Origin of the sequence: Bacteroides sp. 51, assembly GCF_010500965.1 — a bacterium.
GTDB lineage: Bacteria > Bacteroidota > Bacteroidia > Bacteroidales > Bacteroidaceae > Bacteroides.
This window is the reverse complement of record NZ_QVMI01000016.1, coordinates 81,755-101,769: the sequence shown is the minus strand read 5'-3', so window position 1 is coordinate 101,769 and position 20,015 is coordinate 81,755. Positions and strand designations below refer to the sequence as shown.

Sequence of the window (20,015 nt, the reverse complement as noted above, 5' to 3'; positions counted from 1 at the left end):
TCCAGTGTAATCCGTGGCTAAAGAAAAATATGGAGAAACGAGTTCAATGGTTCAATGAAGTATTGACGGTAGCTATACAAATCTATTTCAGGCAGGAGTGTAGCTACACCTCAATCTATGAGATTCCTGTTCCTGAGACGGAATGGCTTGACAGGCTACCTCAGCAACCCTCATTTGATGAGGCTGTGGTGTTAATGCTTGCGCTCATGCCACACCTGTCGCCCCAGGTGCTGGATATCTTCTTTGTTCATAACAAGAATTTCGATCGTCCTTATACCGAGTTTGGCGGATGGAAAGGGATGTCGCATGGTGGTTTCCTGCCAACCGGAGAAACTGCGGCTTTTATTCTGGCGGGCGATCATATCGAAAAACGTAAGGAGGTAATTCGTATGTTTCAGGCCGATCATTGGTTTTATATTCATAATGTGTTGCGGCTGGAAGGACACAGTGATGGCGAGCCTTTTCTGAGTGCCCAGCTCAGGGTATCCGAAGAAGTGCTTCATCGCTTATTATTAGACAGAGAGTATAAACCGGACTACAGCATCGGTTTTCCCGCAAAGCGAATCACCAGTCCGTTGGATTGGGAAGATATGGTATTGGATTATCAGACTGCGCGGCAACTGGAAGAGATCAACAACTGGATTAACCACCATGCCACCATTATGGAAGAATGGGGGTTGAAGCGTATCCTGAAGGCTGGTTACCGGGCGCTGTTTTATGGACCTCCGGGTACAGGGAAAACATTGGCCGCCACTTTGTTGGGTAAGCGGAATGAGATGGACGTGTACCGGATAGACCTTTCGATGGTAGTATCCAAGTATATTGGTGAGACGGAAAAGAATCTGGCACGCGTATTCGATCTGGCAGAGAATCGCAACTGGATACTCTTTTTTGATGAGGCCGATGCCCTGTTTGGCAAACGAACATCGACTCAGACATCGAACGACCGGCATGCCAATCAGGAAGTAGCCTACCTGTTGCAGCGCATTGAGGATTTTCCAGGCACGGTTATCCTGGCAACCAATTTGCGCTCTAATATTGATGAGGCTTTTTCCCGGCGTTTTCAATCTCTGGTTTATTTCGCTATGCCAAGTGAAGACATTCGCCGCGAACTTTGGGAAATGATGTTGCCCACAAATTGGGGAATAGAAAACCGGAATGAACTGATCGATAAAATTGCATCATACGAACTGGCTGGCGGAGCCATGACCAACGTTATCCGTAGTTGTGCTTTGCAAATGGTATCGGGCAGTAACCTTGACGAACGAATGATTGTAGCAGCTATAAAAGAAGAACTTTTAAAAAACCAATCTTCATGAAAGTTTTGAAACGCAGATTAACGCAGATTGGCGCAGATTATAATCTGTTTAAAACGATAATAGTTCTGCTTTTAGTCTTTACTGCGTGCATGGAAGTTTGGGCATTCCAATCCGGGAGCTTGGAATCCTTCGTAGCGGCACGTTACCGCTATCGCCCGTATCACTATCAGACACCGCAGGCATGGAACCGTATCCGTCTGGAAGTGGCCGATCCGGGTAAGGTAGTGTGGCCTTTGGTGGAACAGGAGCCAAGGTTTATGTACCTTACCGGCTATTGGAAGGGGCTTATTCCTTCTCCTGTACCGGGAAATACATATTTGTTTAAGGGACTGGAAGATGTGGGCGGCATCTACGAACTACTGGTTCGTCCCGATGCACATGGCTATATCGTTTATCCCATTTGGCTGGAAGAGCAAATCAAACTATCTAAGGATAAGAACTTCGAAAAGTACATTATCTCCAAGGGATTTATGAATACGCTGGTTACCGACCTGATCTACGATGTGGAAGAACACCTTGACTATATTGTCTACAACCCCGATTCTGTTCCCGAAAAAGCTACTCCCCCCGAGGTGTATGGCAATGACTATACCAGGTGGGCGTTGAGTGAGGATAATTACAATATGTATAACCTGAAAAACTACTACTGCTATTTCGATAACCGTTCCGATTCTGTACGTTATAAAGTAAAATATACCACCCAGGTAACTAAAGCTTTTGATACGGAGGTAGACCAACTTTCCGCGCGGTTGGCTAGTGCCGATCCACTCTATACCATCATTCCATATTGGATGACTGATGTTTACCTGGCTTTACCCAAAGAAAAGACGGCGCGCATGAAGCGTTTCGGCTACCTGGCCTATGTCATTAATCCGCTGAGTGGCGGGGTGGAACTGACCAATAACTGGTCGTCTCTCAATGTTATGGATTTTGCTCCTTATGTGCAGATGAACTATGACCTTGTGGCGTATTGCGGCGATTCCCATTCTACCAATACCTTCCTTTCCAATACCGATGCCCATTTGCAGTTTATCTATTCGGTGTTCGAACCTGCTACAGGAATGATCAACCGGAACGGGTTTGACCATAAACCTTCGGGACTGAATGTGTATATACCGGAGTTCGACTTTAAAGAAAAGCGGGGACTGACCCAGTTTATCAAATCACTAAGTCTGGTAATGGACAGTCTGGTTGTAGATAGTGGCAAGAAGTATGCTAAACTCGATTTATCAGTTACCCTTCCATACCAATCGGCTACCGGGGAGTCTAACTTTATTTCCGGCTTACAATGTTTTGTCGATACCGTTTATTTTGCCGATTTTGATGAATACGGATTGGCCTCAAAAATACGATATAGCGATGGATCGATAGATACCAGTTCGGTAATCTCCCGCTTCGTGAACCCTTTTTACTTGTTTAGAATACCTTACAAGACAATACATCCCGGAGAAAATGATACCGACCTCCTTGAACTCGCTTCCTGCGATTACGATACAGGCATGTGGGGGTTGTTCTTCTTTATAGATATCTTGCTTATCCTGTCGCTTTTAACTTTTGTTTTTTTAAGATATACTTCACCTTTAGTCTATCGGTATACAGAACTTTATCCAACAGGCGTTACCCTCTGTATGATTACTCTTGTTATGGAAATCTGCATATTCTTTTTCTTTACAATAGAAGCCCTTTCCCCTCAGGTCATTTTCTTCGATCTTCAGGTAAGTAGCCGCACCTATCTTTTTCTGATTGCACTACCCATTCTCCCGATCTTTCTCTATTTTCTGTTCAGGTATTTGTATAAGGAACAACCAATACCTTAAACGCTGTATTGAGCGTTCGTGGCTACCGGCAAAAACAACCGTTAGGATATTCCATTTTGAGTGCAGGTTTAGTGCATCAGCGGTAGAGTTTTACTCAAAAGACAGTTTCTTGGTTTTGCTGACACCCGGGTGTCAGACCCCTTCACACCCGGGTGTCGGACGGATTGACACCCGGGTGTCAAGGGCATTCACACCCGGGTGTGAAAAAACGGAAGAAAGCTTTGTTTTTACAAAGTCCTCACTCTTTTCGGAATAAGACCAACGGATTTACGAATTTGCTCCTGTCTTTTCAGGGTAAGATATGAAGTTTTACTTCCATGTTTCACTCAAAATTTAAATTTAGTAACTCATAATTCGTATATTTTTCGTACGTTTGTACACTAAAATATAAAAGGGTATTGAATGAATATATCTGTCGTTTTTGACTTTCTTAAAAAACTGGCTGCGAACAATAACCGAGAGTGGTTTAATGAACATCGTGACGAGTATGAAAGAGCACGTGCGGAATTTGAAAAACTGGTTGCAGCCATCATCGAACGTATATCGGTTTTTGACGAAAGCATCCGTGGCGTACAAGTGAAAGATTGTACATATCGTATTTATCGGGATACCCGTTTTTCGCCCGATAAAACCCCTTATAAAACACATATGGGGGCATACATCAATGCCAAAGGAAAGAAATCAGACCATTGCGGATACTATGTACACATACAACCCGCCGGTTGTTTGCTTGCCGGAGGTAGCTATTGTCCGTCTCCTAAACTGTTAAAGGCATTGCGACAGGCGGTGTACGATAATATCGAGGAGTTTGTATCTATCGTTGAAGACCCGGAGTTTAAAAAATACTTCCCCCGTATAGGGTATAATTTTGTGAAAACCGCTCCCAAAGGATTCCCAAAAGATTTTGAATATATCGAATACCTGAAGTGCAAAGAATATTGTTGCGACTATGCCGTTGCCGATAACTTCTTTACCTCACCCGATATGCTTAACCGGGTTGAAGACGCCTTCCGTCAGTTGAAGCGCTTTTCGGATTTTACCAATTATACCATTGACGAATTTGAAGAAGATTAATATACTAACAAAAAATATAGAATTATGGTAGTAGATACACTAGAGAATTTAGGGAATTACGCGTCATTGAATCCCCTGTTCGCTCAAGCTATTGAATTTCTGAAGTCGACCAACCTGAACGCACTCGAAGTAGGTAAAACCGAACTGAAAGGTAGCGACCTGGTAGTGAATGTACAACAAACCGCTCCAAAAACCAAGGAACAAGCTAAACTGGAAACCCATAATGTATTTATTGATATTCAAATTCCACTTTCGGGTACGGAAGTAATGGGCTATACAGCAGCTAAAGATTGCAAACCGGCCGATGCTCCATATAACGCGGAAAAGGATATTACCTTCTTTGAAGGACTGGCCGATGATTATATCACCATAAAACCAGGAATGTTTGCCATTTTCTTCCCTCAGGACGGACACGCTCCGGGCATCACTCCAACAGGAGTAAAGAAAATCGTTGTGAAAATTAAAGCCTAAACAAAAACAACTATATATGGATAAAACTCTTAATCTGATCAAAAATGATTCCTGGTTAGAGCCTTTTAGCGAAGCCATTACTGGCCGTCACCAACATGCGCTGGACAAAATCGCCGAACTGACCGGTAACGGCCGGAATACCGTTGCCGATTTTGCTTCCGGACACCTTTATTTCGGACTGCATCGTACAGCTTCCGGATGGACTTTCAGAGAATGGGCACCGAACGCTACACAGATTTACCTGGTAGGTACATTCAATAACTGGGAAGAGAAAAAAGAGTATGCAATGCAGCGCCAGGAAAATGGCAATTGGGAAATTAACCTTCCCGATGTTGCCATCAGTCATGGCGATTTATATAAACTGGTTGTTCATTGGGACGGTGGACAGGGCGAGCGTATTCCGGCATGGGCCACCCGTGTGATACAGGATGAGAATACCAAGATTTTCAGTGCACAAGTGTGGGCACCCGAAAAACCTTACCAGTTCGGCAAGACACCTTTCAAACCCAATACCGATCCGCTGCTTATCTACGAGTGCCATATCGGCATGGCGCAGAATGGCGAGAAAGTGGGAACATACAACGAATTCCGCGAAAAGATTCTTCCCCGTATAGCCAAAGCCGGATACAACTGCATCCAGATTATGGCTATCCAGGAACATCCGTACTACGGTAGTTTTGGTTACCATGTATCGAGCTTCTTCGCCGCATCTTCACGTTTCGGTACACCCGATGAACTGAAAGAACTGATCGATACGGCACATGGCCTGGGCATTGCTGTTATCATGGACATCGTTCACTCGCATGCCGTAAAAAACGAAGTAGAAGGATTAGGCAATTTTGCCGGCGATCCGAACCAATATTTCTATCCGGGCGGTCGTCGTGAGCATCCGGCATGGGACTCATTACTGTTCGATTATGGCAAGAACGAAGTATTGCACTTCCTGTTGTCCAACTGCAAATACTGGCTCGAAGAATATAAATTCGACGGATTCCGTTTCGATGGCGTAACCTCTATGCTGTATTATAGCCACGGACTGGGAGAGGCGTTTATGGGCTATGGAGATTACTATAATGGCCATCAGGATGATAACGCGATCTGCTATCTGACGCTGGCCAACGAAGTCATCCACCAGGTAAACCCGAATGCCATATCCATTGCCGAGGAGGTATCCGGTATGCCCGGTCTGGCTGCCAAATTCGAAGACGGCGGCTACGGATTTGACTATCGTATGGCAATGAACATCCCCGATTACTGGATCAAAACAATTAAGGAAAAGATAGACGAAGACTGGAAACCTTCCAGCATGTTCTGGGAAGTAACCAACCGTCGCACCGACGAGAAAACAATTTCTTATGCCGAAAGCCATGACCAGGCATTGGTAGGAGATAAGACCATTATCTTCCGTTTGATCGATGCCGATATGTACTGGCATATGCAGAAAGGTGATGAAAACTACGTCGTTAACCGTGGAATAGCCCTGCATAAGATGATTCGTTTGCTCACGGCTTCTACCATCAATGGTGGTTACCTTAACTTTATGGGTAATGAGTTCGGCCATCCCGAATGGATTGATTTCCCTCGCGAAGGAAACGGTTGGTCATATAAATATGCCCGTCGCCAATGGGATTTGGTAGATAATAAGAAACTGACATTCCATTATCTGGCAGACTTCGATGCAGAGATGCTCAAAACCATTAAAAGTGTAAAAGCCATCGAGAAAACCCCTGTACAGGAAATCTGGCATAACGACGGTGATCAGATTCTGGCTTACCAGCGTGATGAACTGATCTTTGTGTTCAATTTCAACCCAATGAAATCATTCACCGATTATGGCTTCCTGGTTGCACCGGGTACATATGAGGTGGTATTGAACACGGATAACGTAGCCTATGGTGGCAACGGTTTCGCAGACGATAGCGTAAAACACTTTACCGTATCCGATCCACTATACGCCGGAGAAAAGAAAGAATGGCTAAAACTCTACATTCCGGCACGTACGGCTGTAGTGCTTAGAAAAACCGAATAAGCGGCAAGGCGGCTCTTAAATAAAATTCCCCATCGACACTATTGTGCGGATGGGGAATTCTTTTTTAACCTTAACCTTATCTCTCTCTAAATTAATGCTTAAACTAGCGCTCTTATTATTGAAACATTATTATGCTGTTGTATCTTTAGCCCCGGCGGAGACTCTGTTGCTGAAACGTTTTTCATACAACAGAGTCATTGGATTCTACTTTTAATTAATAGGCGTAAAGTAGAAGAGCCGAGCGTGCTAATTTATCTCTATTATGTATACCAATACGTTAAATTAAGTAATCATTGAGTAGGATAAAGTGACTAAATATCTATATTTGGTCAGTTTTTCTATTTTGGTAAAATCTTAAAAACGCAAGCTAATGAAATTTACTTTACCCTGCATTATCCTTTTTGTACTTCTCTTTATTCAATGTGACGGTAAGTCTAAAATGAATACACAAAAGGATGCTGATATGCAATCTGAAAGTACGGATGCTGGTTTTGTGCACATAACCGGTTTCATCCAAAATAGAAGTAAATACCCTGACACAAAGGAAATGCGGTTAGAACTCTCTGACATATCGGGGGAACCTTTTAGAATATCGACCCCAATCGATGAAAACGGGAAGTTCCATTTTAAGTTTGAACTCAACCAGGCTCAGGACATTCGCTTGCAACCGTATCTGGATTTTCTGTATGTTTACCCCAATGATAGTTTACATGTTGAACTGGATTTTGAGGATTTAACAAAAGTGCAATTGTCGGGAAATAAAGCGGCGGAAATTAACGGTGAATTTAAGGACTATTTTGAGCATACCTTTTATCGGAGCGGCGATTATGGCATTGGCACAAATAATGAAAGTAATCTTTCTATGAATGAAATACGAAGGATGCTTGATGATAAAAAGGGTGTATACTACCAGAAACGAAATGAATTTCTGCAAAAAACGCAAAGGCATGAAGATGTATTGTACTTAACTGAAGCTATGATAGAACTGGATTATTATTCCACTTTGATTAGGGTAGTTTTACAAAGAAGTCGTTCCGGGAAGGAGGTGGGTGACCTGATAGTCCTGAAAGATGAAATAGATAAGAAAAATACAAAATATTTCTCTAAGGAATTATATTCGGACTCTCATTTTGATTTTGTTGGAATGGCTTTTGTCTTAAATCTGTTGATAACTCCACCGGATGAGAACTTTTCTATATCATCTTGTTTGCAAAAGGTACATTTCCCTAACGATACGATTAAGAATTTCACTCTTGCACGTTATGCAAGCATTGCTCTGAGGACGAAAGAATTACCTATTTTTGAAGAACTTTATCCTCAAATAGATCATTTATACCTCAACTCCAGATTAGTGAAGGAGCATCAGAACTTATTGGAAAAGATAAATAATATGGAAATAATGTCAGCTGCTATAACAGGTGGAGTCACTGATATGCAAGCAGATATATCGTCTAAGGAAAATTTGTTGTCGGAAATAATAGCCAGGAATAAAGGAAAAGTTCAGGTTATAGACATATGGGCTACGTCGTGCCCGCCTTGTATTGCAGAATTCCCTCGTTATAAGGAGCTGATTGACAATGACAAATATAAAGATGTGGCTTTTTCTTTCATTTGTGCCGGCGGCGACGAACAGGAAAGTTATAAGATCTTGCAAAAGTATCAACTCTCCGAAATACCGAATCATTGTTGTACTAAAGAGGAGTTCCGATCCCTGTCAAAAACCTTTTCCGGCATCAGTTACCCTTATGGTATTTTGGTCAATAAGAAAGGCGTTATTGTTGACTATGGATCGCATGTACGCGCAACATTGATTGAAAAGAAGTTAGATTTATTATTGAAAGGGGATAAATTAATAGAGTAGTAGGTGTGTCATAAGTTAATGGTTAGATAAATCAATCCTTTTTCTACTTATGACACACCCCCTCAGAATTATAATTTTATCTTCAATACCTTACCGCTATATTCGCCCAGACTAACCTCTGTAGCCTTGTATGGCAACAAACTGATAGTCTCTTTCTTTCCTGTAATCAAATCAACGGCTTTATAGGTTTCCATTTGTGGTATTTGAAGGAAATCAAACGCATGAGATGGAATATTGACTGCTACATCTACACTGATATTATCAAAGTTGACAATGATAAACAGCAGTTCATTTTGATGCTTACGCAAGAAAACATATTGCTTATGCTCATTGAACTTCCAGCCGTTTTCGTTGGCATACATCAGGTCGAAGAACTGCCCTTGTGTAATCGCTGCCTCGGTACTACAAATATTTAAAACTCTTTGATAGATGGTATACAAGTGTTTTTGTTTTTCCGTAAGCATTTTACCATCAAAGGTGCCATTGTTGCGCCATTTGCGGATGCTGTCTACACTCCAGTAATCAAAAATCGTAGTGCGTCCGTCGCGTCCGCTGAATCCTTCTGTGTCCATGCCCGGTTCGCCAAACTCCTGTCCAAAGTAAATCATCATCGGGTTGGTGTTCATACAGGCAGAAACAATCAGCCCGGGAATACCTTTGATTGCATTTCCGGCAAAGAAATCGGATGCAATGCGTTGCTCGTCATGATTTTCAAGGAAATTCAGCATTTGTTTTTCTATCCCGCCAAGGCTTTGCCAACTACGGGTAATGGATTTAGCTGAATCATAACCACAGATCACATTACGCAAGGTGTCATAAAGACCAACCTTATCATATAAATAATCAAACTTCCCACGGAGCAAGTAATTGCGGTATTCGGCAGGATTATATACTTCGGCAATAAAAAGAATATCAGGATATTGTTCCTTAACCTGAGGTATAGCCCATTCCCAGAATTCTACAGGAACCATCTCGGCCATATCACAGCGGAAACCATCGATTTTCTTTGAAGCCCAGAATAACAGAATATCCAGCATCTTGTTCCAGGTGTCAGGAACAGGAGAGAAGTGTGCCTGTTCACCATTGAAATAGTCTACACCATAGTTTAATTTGACCGTTTCGTACCAGTCGTTGATCGTGGGTTGGGCATCAAAACGGTTATTACCTGTAGCTTTGGCCGGACACTCGTAGTAGGGTTCAGGCATACCGGCTTTCATGTCAAACTGGCCATGGAACTCTGTATCGGGGATATAATAGAAGTTATTGTATGGACTGAAAGCCTGATTGGTGTCATCGTTACCTCCCAACTGGCTGCTACCATCGGGTTGTACATCCGAATGATATTGGCGGGCAACATGGTTAGGTACAAAGTCGATAAGAACTTTCATTCCACTCCGGTGTGTACGCGTAACGAGGTTTTCAAACTCTTTCACCCGATTGGATACGTCATTGGCCAGATCAGGGTCAACATCATAATAATCTTTAATCGCATATGGTGAACCTGCTTTTCCTTTTACCACGGCAGGGTGGTCGGGAGCTATATTGTAACGGCGGTAATCGGTTTGTGTGGCATGTTCTATGATGCCTGTATACCAGATGTGGGTAGTGCCTAGCTTCTTTATCTCTTCTAATGCTTTCATTGTGAAATCGGACATTTTTCCACATCCGTTTTCCTGAAACGTTCCATTGTTAATGCAATGGCTGTTGTTGTTGCCGAAAAGTCGTGTAAAGACCTGATAGATGATGATTTTATTGTTCATTCTATTTATGTTTTTTGAAACGCGGATTAACGCAGATTTACACAGATTCTTTAATCTTTATTATTATATCTGTGTAAATCTGCGTTTCATTATAATGATATAACTTTTTCTTCATAACTACTTTTGTAAGCCGCTTCAATAATGCGAATTACATTGGAAACATAACACGCATCGGTGGTTAAAGGTTTACCTAAACGTAGATGTTCGTAAACATTTTGATAAAAAGCATTATAGTCCCCTGGTAGACTGGGATACTTGCCATAAAGCGGTTCACCGTTTACTTCAGTGTTAAGTAGTCCCCAGTTTTGTTCGTCCTCTTCACCCCAGTTGGGTTCATCGGGCATCTTACCACTAATCAGGTTTTCCTCTTGAATATCCAGTCCATGTTTAACGTAAGAACCCAGTGTACCATGCAATACAAAACGGGGTTCCGGTTCGCGCATCAGGTAGCTGGCTTTCAGAGTAATACGTAATTCGGGGTTGAGTTCCGGACGAAGTAGATTGATCTGGAAATAATCGTCTACATGACCACCGGTACGCAGGGTCGCAATATTGGCATATACAGCCTCGGGTATTCCAAAAAGTTGAATGGCCTGATCAATGAGATGGGAACCAAGATTATAAGTCATGCCTCCACCGGCGGTTCCGGTTTCTTTCCAAGTATCCGGTTTGATAAAATTGCGATAGCGGGCAAAGGTAGATTCAAATTCTACCAGACGGCCAAGTAATCCTTTATTAATAATCTCTTTTACAGTAAGAAAATCGGCATCCCATCTGCGGTTTTGATATACGCTAAGCATCAAACCTTTGGTTTTAGCCAGCGTGATAAGTTCTTCTGCCTGAGCGGTATCCGTAGTAAATGGCTTCTCAACAATAACATGTTTTCCTGCTTCAAGCGCCATCTTAGCATACTCATAATGCGTGCTGTCCGGCGTATTAACTATGACCAGTTCAATATCCTTATCTGCCAACAGTTCGGGCAGACTGCGTACAATCGTAGCATCAGGATACCTTTCTTTAGATAGTTCTTTACTGCGCTCTACAATACTGCAAAGTTGGAAATGTGGATTAGTATAGATAAAAGGAGCATGAAATACCTGCCCTGACATACCATACGAAGCGATTCCGGTTTTTATTGTTTCCATACACATTGTTTTTCTTCTTTAAGGCGAGCCAGGGTTTCGTTTGCCGTATTATACCCTTGCTCGAAAATTTCTTCGGCTTTCTCTAATTCATGATTACTGTATCCATGCAGGTTGTAAGGCTCAATCAGCAGATCACAACTTTCACGTTGAGGAAATGTATTGGCACGAAACATAAAGTTATAGGCACGCATGGCGATATTTACAATATTCATTTTATATTCACTGGCCACCAACGGGCTTACGTTAATAGCTACCACCTTTTCACATTCCCGGCGCAATGTGGAAACCGGCAGGTTCATGAAAACCCCACCATCCACATAATGTATTTTATCTATACAGATAGGTGCAAACATAACAGGCATACAGCAAGAAGCTGCAATACGTATTGCTAGTTCACCTTTGCGGAAGTGTACACTTTTGCCATGGTCAAGATCTGTTGCAGTGATAATGAGGGGCGTTTTGAGATCTTCGATATTCTTGGTTTTCAAGTTGCTTTTTAAAAAATCAATAAACTCGCAAAGATCGAATAATCCTTGTTTCGGGATAACAAGTTTGGTGAGATCTTGAAACTTATGTCCGGCAAAATAATCTAATACCCGGTATGGCTCATTACCATCCGCACAAAAAGCTCCAACTAATGCTCCGGCACTCACACCCGAAATAATGTCCGGAGTGATATCATGTTCTTTTAATGCTTGCATAACCCCAAGATGGGCAAACCCCTTGATAAAACCACCACTGAGGGCGAAACCTATATTCCTCGGCTTTTCCGACTGTATATTTTCACTCATATCTCTAAATTTTGCTACGAAATTAATAAATAATTCTTCATGGTTTTATTAACTTTGTTGTTTTTCATTGGAAATATGTAGAATTATGAAGTCAGATATAGAAATAGCCCGCAGTATAGAGCTGAAGAAGATCAAACAGGTGGCCGTTTGTGCCGGGATTCCCCGTGAAGAAGTAGAGAATTATGGAAGATATATTGCCAAAATTCCCGTGAAACTGATCAATGAAGAAAAAGTTGAAAAAAGTAACCTGATATTGGTGACTGCAATTACGCCAACGAAAGCAGGAATCGGAAAGACAACCGTGTCTATCGGTTTGACCTTAGGGTTAAATAAAATAGGTAAGAATGCCATAGTGGCACTACGTGAGCCTTCGTTAGGACCATGTTTCGGTATGAAAGGTGGGGCTGCCGGTGGTGGATATGCACAGGTATTACCGATGGATAAGATTAACTTGCACTTCACAGGAGACTTCCATGCCATAACTTCGGCACATAATATGATTTCGGCCTTGTTGGATAATTATCTGTATCAGAATAAAGCTAATGGATTTGGCTTGAAAGATATTTTGTGGCGTAGAGTGTTGGACGTAAACGACCGATCGTTGCGTAGTATCGTTACAGGCCTGGGGCCTAAAACGAATGGTATTACTCAGCAAGCAGGGTTTGATATAACGACAGCATCGGAGATTATGGCTATCCTTTGTCTGGCAAGTAGCCAGGAAGATTTGCGCAGAAGGATAGAGAATGTTCTGCTGGGCTTTACTTATGATGATAAGCCGTTTACAGTGAAAGATCTGGGAGTGGCAGGAGCAATTGCCATATTATTGAAAGATTCCATTAATCCTAATCTGGTACAGACCACAGAAAATACCCCGGCCTTTGTGCATGGCGGTCCGTTTGCTAATATAGCACATGGATGTAATTCTATTCTGGCAACCAGAATGGCAATGACTTATGGAGATTATGTGGTAACAGAAGCTGGCTTTGGAGCAGATTTAGGGGCTGAAAAGTTCTATAATATCAAATGTAGAAAAGCTGGGCTACAACCACGGTTGACTGTGATCGTTGCTACTTTACAAGGGTTGAAAATGCATGGACATGTAAGTGTAGAACATATCAGGGAACCCAATAAGGAAGGTGTTTTGGAAGGTTTAAAGAATCTGGATAAACATGTTCGCAATCTACGTTCTTTTGGTCAATCTGTAGTTGTGGCATTTAATAAATATGCTTCGGATACAGATGAAGAAATAGAATTGGTACGTCAACACTGTGCTAAAAATGGAGTTGGTTTTGCTGTGAATAATGCATTTACTGATGGAGGTGAAGGTGCGGTAGGATTGGCCGAGCTAGTTGTGAAAACCATTGAAGAGCAACCATCGGCAGCATTGCAGTTTACATACAACGAAGCTGATACAGTGTGTGAGAAGATCGAGAAAGTTGCCCGGAAACTCTATGGTGCTAATGAGGTGACGTATAGTCCTGAGGCTCGTAAGTCTATTCAAATGATTGATAAAATGGGTATTTCTCATTTTCCGATCTGTATAGCTAAAACACAATATTCATTTTCCGGAAATCCGAAGCTATATGGAGTAGCTGAGAATTTTGAATTACATATCCGTGATATTGTGATTAACAATGGAGCCGAAATGATTGTAGCAGTAGTGGGTGAAATGCTTCGCATGCCGGGACTGCCCAAAGAGCCACAAGCACTACATATTGATATTGTGAATGGAGAGATAGAAGGGCTTAGTTAAACTTAAACTCATAATTTAAAAACTATAATTATGCGATATCCATTTGTATTTGTAACCATTATCGGTCTTTTACTCTCGTTCCTTTCTTCTTGCTCGTCTTCCAAAGAAAAGATGTTTGCAGAAGAGGCAGAAGAACAAAATCGCTTATGTCCAATGATGATTGACAATTATACACGCGCTGATAGTATCCGGTATACTACTACTGATAATACTTTTCATTATTATTATACTCTTATCGGTGATGCTGATAATATAGAAGTTGCTAATCAAAAACGGCAAGAACTTCAGGAACAACTGCCTATAGAAGTTAAAAAAGCTACCGGATTGACCATCCACCGCAACCACCATGTTACAATGAAATATGTCTATTTTTCGGGTAGTAATGGCAATGAGCTTTTCCGGGTAGTTATCACGCCAGATATGTATTAAAATAATTTACTTATGAAAATAATAACGTATAACGTAAACGGGTTGCGGGCTGCCATAACCAAAGGGTTGCCTCAATGGTTGGCACAGGAAAATCCTGATGTATTATGTGTGCAAGAAACGAAGTTGCAACCCGATCAATGTCCCATGGAAGTCTTTGAAGCGCTGGGGTATAAAACTTATTTGTATTCGGCGCAGAAGAAAGGATATAGTGGAGTAGCGCTTTTGGTGAAGAAAGAACCCGACCATGTGGAATATGGAATGGGAATAAATCTTTATGATAATGAAGGACGTTTTATCCGTGCCGATTATGGGGACTTATCTATTGTGAGTGTTTATCACCCTTCAGGAACAAGCGGAGATGAACGGCAAGCCTTTAAAATGGAATGGCTGGAGGCCTTTCAGAAATATGTCATTGAATTGCAGAAAACGCGTAAGAAACTGATTCTTTGTGGCGATTACAATATTTGTCATGAGCCGATTGATATCCATGATCCGATACGGAACGCCACCAACAGCGGATTCTTGCCGGAAGAACGCGAATGGATGACTGGTTTTCTGGCAGAAGGTTTCATTGATACGTTCAGATATCTATATCCGTTAAAGCAGGAATACACTTGGTGGAGCTACCGGTTTAATTCACGGGCGAAGAACAAAGGATGGCGGATTGATTACTGTATGGTCAGTGAGTCGGTTAAACCGCAGATTAAAGATGCCTATATCCTGAATGATGCGGTACACTCCGATCATTGCCCCATGGTGCTGGAACTTATATAATAGTTATACTTAACTTACGACTATCGCCACCGTCACGAAACTCGCATAGGTAGATACCCTGCCAGGTACCGAGGTTAAGACGGTGGTTCTTTATAGGTATAGTAACAGATGATCCGAGAAGGGAGGATTTAATATGTGCGCTCATATCGTCGGGACCTTCCAGGGTATGCACAAAATAAGATGCACCATCAGGCACAAGCCGGTTGAAGAATGAATTAAAGTCTTTCCGTACATCAGGATCGGCATTCTCGTTAATTGTAAGCGCAGCACTGGTATGTTTAATGAAAACAACCAATAAACCGTTCTCTGGTAGTTCCGGTAGGTTGGATATGATGTTCCGGGTGATGATATGAAATCCCCGGGGATAGTGTGGTAATTGAATGTCAAAGGTGGTTGCCATAAGTGTAATAATATATAATAAATAAAATACAAATATAAGGAAAGTCGAAGACAGAACTGCAAATTCATTTGCAAGTTATGTTAAGGTGCATCCTATATTATTTAAAGTTACGGAAAATAGAAAAAAAGGTAGATGTTGACTATGGTTTTTATGCAAATTTAAGAAGCTTTACAATGACGCCTTATAATGTAGACAAACCGTATATATATCTTTTAAATTTTCTGTAAAACAGAGGGAATTTAGAAATGGAAAACAGAGTACAAAAAGCTATAGAATTATTTAAGAGTGGTTATAACTGTTCGCAGTCGGTAGCAACCGCATTTGCCGATTTATACGGTTTTACAGAAGAACAAGCATTAAGAATGTCAGCCTCATTTGGCGGCGGAATAGGGCGTATGCGTGAGACGTGCGGAGCGGCGTGCGGGTTATTTATTTTGGCAGGATTAGAAACAGGAGCCATTGATGGAAAAGACAAAGAGGCTAAGGCACAGAACTATGCGCTTGTGCAAGAGTTGGCTGCTATATTTAAAGAACGCAACGGAGCACTAATTTGCCGTGAGCTGCTGGAACTTCGTAAAAATACACCGATTTCATCTAATCCGGAAGAGCGAACAGACCAGTATTATGCCAAGCGCCCTTGCTTAAAAATTGTAGAAGAAGCTGCCCGGATTTGGTCTGAATATCTTCAAAAATGATAAAAATGGGTTCAAGCAACACTTTTTATTACAATAAGTCTAAAAAAAAAGAATGGAATGTGTTATATAACATATAAAATGCCTATCTTTGCCGTGAAAATATAATCCGGATTATATTTTATGTGTCCGGTATTGGCATGTTAAACCCAAACTTTAAAGCAAATGTTGAAAGTAAAAGCAGGTGAAATTGCAGGTGAAATCTGGAATGCACTGAATGAAACAAAAGGACTAACAGGTAAGGAAATTAAAAAAGCCGCTAAACTAAAAGCAGACAAAGATCTTTATTTAGGTCTTGGCTGGTTGCTTAGAGAAGATAAAATCTCTACAAGTGAAGTTGAAGGTGATATTTTCGTTACTCTGAACTAAGGAGAACTTACACGACCTATAAAAAAGTGCGTTGATACATTTCGAATGTTATCAACGCATTTTTTTTTATTCCGGCATTTACGTATCTTTGCACACCAAAATTAGAAAATAAACTTGCATGAAAAATATACGCAACTTTTGTATTATTGCTCATATTGACCACGGAAAATCCACATTGGCAGACCGTTTACTGGAATTCACTAAAACCATTCAGGTTACAGGCGGGCAAATGCTCGATGATATGGACCTTGAAAAGGAGAGGGGGATTACCATCAAAAGTCATGCCATACAGATGGAATATACATATAATAATGAGAAGTATATTCTGAATCTGATCGACACCCCGGGGCATGTTGACTTCTCGTATGAGGTATCCCGATCAATAGCTGCGTGTGAAGGAGCATTGCTTATTGTAGATGCTTCGCAGGGAGTGCAGGCACAGACTATTTCTAATCTATATATGGCCATTGACCACGATCTGGAAATTATTCCTATTGTAAATAAGTGCGATATGGCAAGTGCAATGCCTGAAGAAGTGGAAGATGAAATTATAGATCTTCTGGGTTGTAAACGTGAAGAAATTATTCGCGCATCCGGTAAGACAGGGATGGGTGTAGAAGAGATACTCGCTGCTGTTATTGAGCGTGTTCCTCATCCTAAGGGAGACGAAGAAGCACCATTACAGGCATTGATCTTTGACTCGGTATTCAATTCTTTCCGTGGTATCATTGCTTATATCAAGATTACAAACGGCGTGATTCGCACAGGAGATAAGGTGAAGTTTATAAATACCGGTAAAGAGTATGATGCGGATGAGATCGGTGTATTGAAAATGCAGATGCTTCCACGTAAAGAACTTCGTACGGGGGATGTAGGATATATAATCTCGGGAATTAAAACATCACGTGAGGTGAAGGTGGGAGATACGATTACCCACATAGCGCGTCCGGCTGCGAATGCAATCTCCGGTTTTGAAGAAGTGAAACCGATGGTGTTTGCCGGAGTTTACCCGATCGAAGCCGAGGATTATGAAAACCTGCGTTCATCTTTGGAGAAGTTACAGTTGAATGATGCTTCATTGACCTTTCAACCGGAGTCTTCACTGGCTTTAGGTTTCGGGTTCCGTTGTGGCTTTCTCGGACTTTTACACATGGAAATTGTACAGGAACGTCTGGATAGGGAGTTTGATATGAATGTGATCACTACCGTGCCGAACGTATCTTACCAGGTGTATGACAAGCAAGGTACAATGACAGAAGTGCATAACCCCGGTGGAATGCCCGACCTGACTCTGATTGATCATATCGAAGAACCTTATATTAAAGCATCGGTGATTACAGCTACCGATTATATTGGCCCAATCATGACGCTTTGTTTAGGTAAACGTGGTGAGTTATTGAAGCAGGAATATATTTCAGGAAATCGTGTGGAAATTCATTACAGTATGCCTTTAGGGGAGATTGTGATTGACTTCTATGATAAATTGAAAAGTATTTCCAAAGGATATGCCTCGTTCGATTATCACATGGATGGGTTCCGTGCTTCGAAGCTGGTGAAACTGGATATTCTGTTGAATGGAGAGCCTGTGGATGCACTGTCTACATTGACTCATTTCGATAATGCGTATGATTTTGGACGACGGATGTGCGAGAAGCTGAAAGAGCTGATACCAAGGCAACAGTTTGATATTGCTATTCAGGCGGCTATCGGTTCTAAGATCATAGCGCGTGAAACGATAAAAGCAGTACGTAAAGATGTGACCGCCAAATGTTATGGTGGTGATATCAGCCGTAAGCGAAAGCTATTGGAAAAACAGAAAAAAGGAAAGAAGCGTATGAAGCAGATTGGAAATGTGGAGGTGCCGCAGAAAGCTTTCCTTGCTGTATTAAAACTGGATTAACGATATTAGGGTTAAGAAGGGGTGTGACCTCTTTTTAACCCTTTTTTTGTTGGTCGCACACGAAAACCTTTTGATCTTATAATCTTTAAATACTATACCCTATGGCTTTTTTACGAAGAAGGTATTTATCTTTCATGAACATTTTCGCTAGTGTTCTCCTGTTTGTAACCGCCGTTGCTGCTGCTATCCTGGCAAACTCTCCTTTGGCGCCTTACTATCATCAGTTCCTTGCAATGGAAGTTCATCTCCAGATCGGAGATTTCAACCTGTTCTCGCATGGTGGGCATGCCATGACTGTTTTGCAGTTGATTAATGATGGGTTTATGACCATTTTCTTCCTGGCTGTAGGGCTGGAGATTAAGCGTGAATTGTTGGTTGGTGAATTATCCTCGTTCCGAAAAGCAAGTTTGCCGTTTATAGCAGCTTGTGGCGGGATGATTATTCCTGTTATTATGTATACGCTGGTTTGCCCAACAGGATCTCCGGGGGGACATGGACTGGCTATTCCGATGGCTACGGATATTGCGTTTTCGCTTGGGGTACTTAGTTTGTTGGGGCAACGTGTGCCGCTTTGTTTGAAGATTTTCCTTACTGCTTTTGCTGTGGTAGATGATATAGGTGGAATTCTTGTAATTGCCATTTTCTATAGTTCTCATGTTGCTGTATCCTATTTATTGTGGGCTGCATTGGTATTTGTGATTCTGTATTTGCTGGGAATGCGCCGTACGACGAGTAAAGCAGTATTTGTAATTGGTGGTATCATTGCCTGGTATCTGTTTATGCAATCGGGTATTCATAGCACAATTGCCGGAGTGATTCTTGCATTTATGATTCCTGCCCGTCCTCGTTTGAATGCGGGTAAATATGTGGAGCGTATCCGCCGTATTATAAAAACATTCCCGACTATGGCCGAAGATGGAACAGAGATTGTGCTTACTAATCAGCAAATCGCTAAGTTGAAACGTGTGGAAACCGCATCCGACCGTGTAATCAGTACATTACAATCGTTGGAAGATAATCTGCATAATACGGTAAGCTTTGTTGTGTTGCCACTTTTTGCTTTTGCTAATGCCGGAGTAACGTTGGGTGGTGGAAGCGGAGAGATTTTCGGCAGTGTAGCTATCGGAGTTATGTTGGGCTTGGTTGTTGGTAAGTTTATTGGCATATTTAGTTTTACCTGGATGGCCATTAAATCCAAACTGGTACCGATGCCTGTAGGGATGAACTGGAAGAATCTTGCCGGAGTCTCACTGTTAGGAGGTATTGGGTTTACTGTATCATTGTTTATAGCGAATCTTTCATTTGGAGAAACTGATCCGGTTCTATTGAACCAGGCAAAGGTCGGCGTGCTTGGTGGTTCGCTTCTGGCGGGTGTTATTGGTTTCTTCTTGTTATCCAGAGTATTGCCACGTAAGCAATAGCAAATAAAGT

Annotated in this window: 17 protein-coding genes; 13 read left to right on the top strand and 4 right to left on the bottom strand. The window is 41.7% G+C overall.

Annotated elements, in window-relative coordinates; all coding sequences use genetic code 11:
• The first annotated feature begins 29 nt into the window (after window positions 1-29).
• The 6 genes from D0T87_RS13170 (at window position 30) to D0T87_RS13145 (ending at window position 8,571) form a co-directional block, all read left to right on the top strand.
• Complete coding sequence (locus tag D0T87_RS13170; RefSeq protein ID WP_163175600.1) at window positions 30-1,319, top strand: ATP-binding protein; 1,290 nt, start codon at window positions 30-32, stop codon at window positions 1,317-1,319.
• Window positions 1,316-3,136 carry a hypothetical protein gene (locus D0T87_RS13165; protein WP_163175599.1) on the top strand — a complete coding sequence of 607 codons (1,821 nt, stop codon included), beginning with the start codon at window positions 1,316-1,318 and terminating at the stop codon, window positions 3,134-3,136. The genes D0T87_RS13170 and D0T87_RS13165 overlap by 4 nt, the downstream gene beginning before the upstream one ends.
• Before the next feature lie 402 nt (window positions 3,137-3,538).
• Window positions 3,539-4,210, top strand: a complete 672-nt coding sequence (locus tag D0T87_RS13160; protein ID WP_163175598.1) for a DUF2461 domain-containing protein — start codon at window positions 3,539-3,541, stop codon at window positions 4,208-4,210.
• A 24-nt stretch (window positions 4,211-4,234) separates the two neighbouring features.
• Window positions 4,235-4,681: a YhcH/YjgK/YiaL family protein gene (locus D0T87_RS13155; protein ID WP_163175597.1), complete on the top strand. Its 447-nt coding sequence runs from the start codon at window positions 4,235-4,237 to the stop codon at window positions 4,679-4,681.
• Between the two features lie 16 nt (window positions 4,682-4,697).
• Complete coding sequence (locus tag D0T87_RS13150; protein ID WP_163175596.1) at window positions 4,698-6,710, top strand: alpha amylase C-terminal domain-containing protein; 2,013 nt, start codon at window positions 4,698-4,700, stop codon at window positions 6,708-6,710.
• Window positions 6,711-7,080: 370 nt separating this feature from the next.
• A complete protein-coding gene (locus tag D0T87_RS13145) occupies window positions 7,081-8,571 on the top strand; it encodes a TlpA family protein disulfide reductase (protein ID WP_163175595.1) in 1,491 nt (496 codons plus the stop codon).
• A 68-nt stretch (window positions 8,572-8,639) separates the two neighbouring features.
• Here D0T87_RS13145 and D0T87_RS13140 read toward each other — a convergent pair whose 3' ends face one another.
• The 3 genes from D0T87_RS13140 to D0T87_RS13130 form a co-directional block, all read right to left on the bottom strand.
• On the bottom strand, window positions 8,640-10,331 hold the full coding sequence (locus D0T87_RS13140) for an alpha-amylase family protein (RefSeq protein WP_163175594.1): 1,692 nt from the start codon (window positions 10,329-10,331) through the stop codon (window positions 8,640-8,642).
• An 89-nt stretch (window positions 10,332-10,420) separates the two neighbouring features.
• A complete protein-coding gene (locus D0T87_RS13135) occupies window positions 10,421-11,476 on the bottom strand; it encodes a Gfo/Idh/MocA family oxidoreductase (RefSeq protein ID WP_163175593.1) in 1,056 nt (351 codons plus the stop codon).
• Window positions 11,464-12,267 carry a patatin-like phospholipase family protein gene (locus D0T87_RS13130; RefSeq protein ID WP_163175592.1) on the bottom strand — a complete coding sequence of 268 codons (804 nt, stop codon included), beginning with the start codon at window positions 12,265-12,267 and terminating at the stop codon, window positions 11,464-11,466. Before D0T87_RS13130 ends, D0T87_RS13135 begins: the two co-directional genes overlap by 13 nt.
• An 85-nt stretch (window positions 12,268-12,352) precedes the next feature.
• Here D0T87_RS13130 and D0T87_RS13125 point away from each other — a divergent pair, with 85 nt between their 5' ends.
• From D0T87_RS13125 to D0T87_RS13115, 3 genes are read left to right on the top strand one after another with little or no spacing between them, the layout of a single operon-like run.
• On the top strand, window positions 12,353-14,020 hold the full coding sequence (locus D0T87_RS13125) for a formate--tetrahydrofolate ligase (protein ID WP_163175591.1): 1,668 nt from the start codon (window positions 12,353-12,355) through the stop codon (window positions 14,018-14,020).
• A 30-nt stretch (window positions 14,021-14,050) separates the two neighbouring features.
• Window positions 14,051-14,449: a hypothetical protein gene (locus D0T87_RS13120; protein WP_163175590.1), complete on the top strand. Its 399-nt coding sequence runs from the start codon at window positions 14,051-14,053 to the stop codon at window positions 14,447-14,449.
• 12 nt (window positions 14,450-14,461) lie between these two features.
• Window positions 14,462-15,223 carry an exodeoxyribonuclease III gene (locus tag D0T87_RS13115; protein WP_163175589.1) on the top strand — a complete coding sequence of 254 codons (762 nt, stop codon included), beginning with the start codon at window positions 14,462-14,464 and terminating at the stop codon, window positions 15,221-15,223.
• Here the strand turns inward: D0T87_RS13115 and D0T87_RS13110 are convergent.
• Window positions 15,216-15,623, bottom strand: a complete 408-nt coding sequence (locus tag D0T87_RS13110; protein WP_163175588.1) for a secondary thiamine-phosphate synthase enzyme YjbQ — start codon at window positions 15,621-15,623, stop codon at window positions 15,216-15,218. The genes D0T87_RS13115 and D0T87_RS13110 overlap by 8 nt on opposite strands.
• Before the next feature lie 245 nt (window positions 15,624-15,868).
• Between D0T87_RS13110 and D0T87_RS13105 the strand changes: the two genes are divergently transcribed.
• The 4 genes from D0T87_RS13105 (at window position 15,869) to nhaA (ending at window position 20,005) form a co-directional block, all read left to right on the top strand.
• Entirely contained in the window at window positions 15,869-16,318 is a 450-nt protein-coding gene (locus D0T87_RS13105; RefSeq protein ID WP_163175587.1) for a C-GCAxxG-C-C family protein, read from the top strand.
• A 162-nt stretch (window positions 16,319-16,480) separates the two neighbouring features.
• On the top strand, window positions 16,481-16,684 hold the full coding sequence (locus D0T87_RS13100; RefSeq protein ID WP_163175586.1) for a winged helix-turn-helix domain-containing protein: 204 nt from the start codon (window positions 16,481-16,483) through the stop codon (window positions 16,682-16,684).
• Between the two features lie 118 nt (window positions 16,685-16,802).
• Window positions 16,803-18,584, top strand: coding sequence for a translation elongation factor 4 (gene lepA / locus D0T87_RS13095; RefSeq protein ID WP_163175585.1), 1,782 nt, complete (start codon window positions 16,803-16,805; stop codon window positions 18,582-18,584).
• A gap of 101 nt (window positions 18,585-18,685) precedes the next feature.
• On the top strand, window positions 18,686-20,005 hold the full coding sequence (nhaA, locus tag D0T87_RS13090; RefSeq protein WP_163175584.1) for a Na+/H+ antiporter NhaA: 1,320 nt from the start codon (window positions 18,686-18,688) through the stop codon (window positions 20,003-20,005).
• Window positions 20,006-20,015 lie beyond the last annotated feature (10 nt).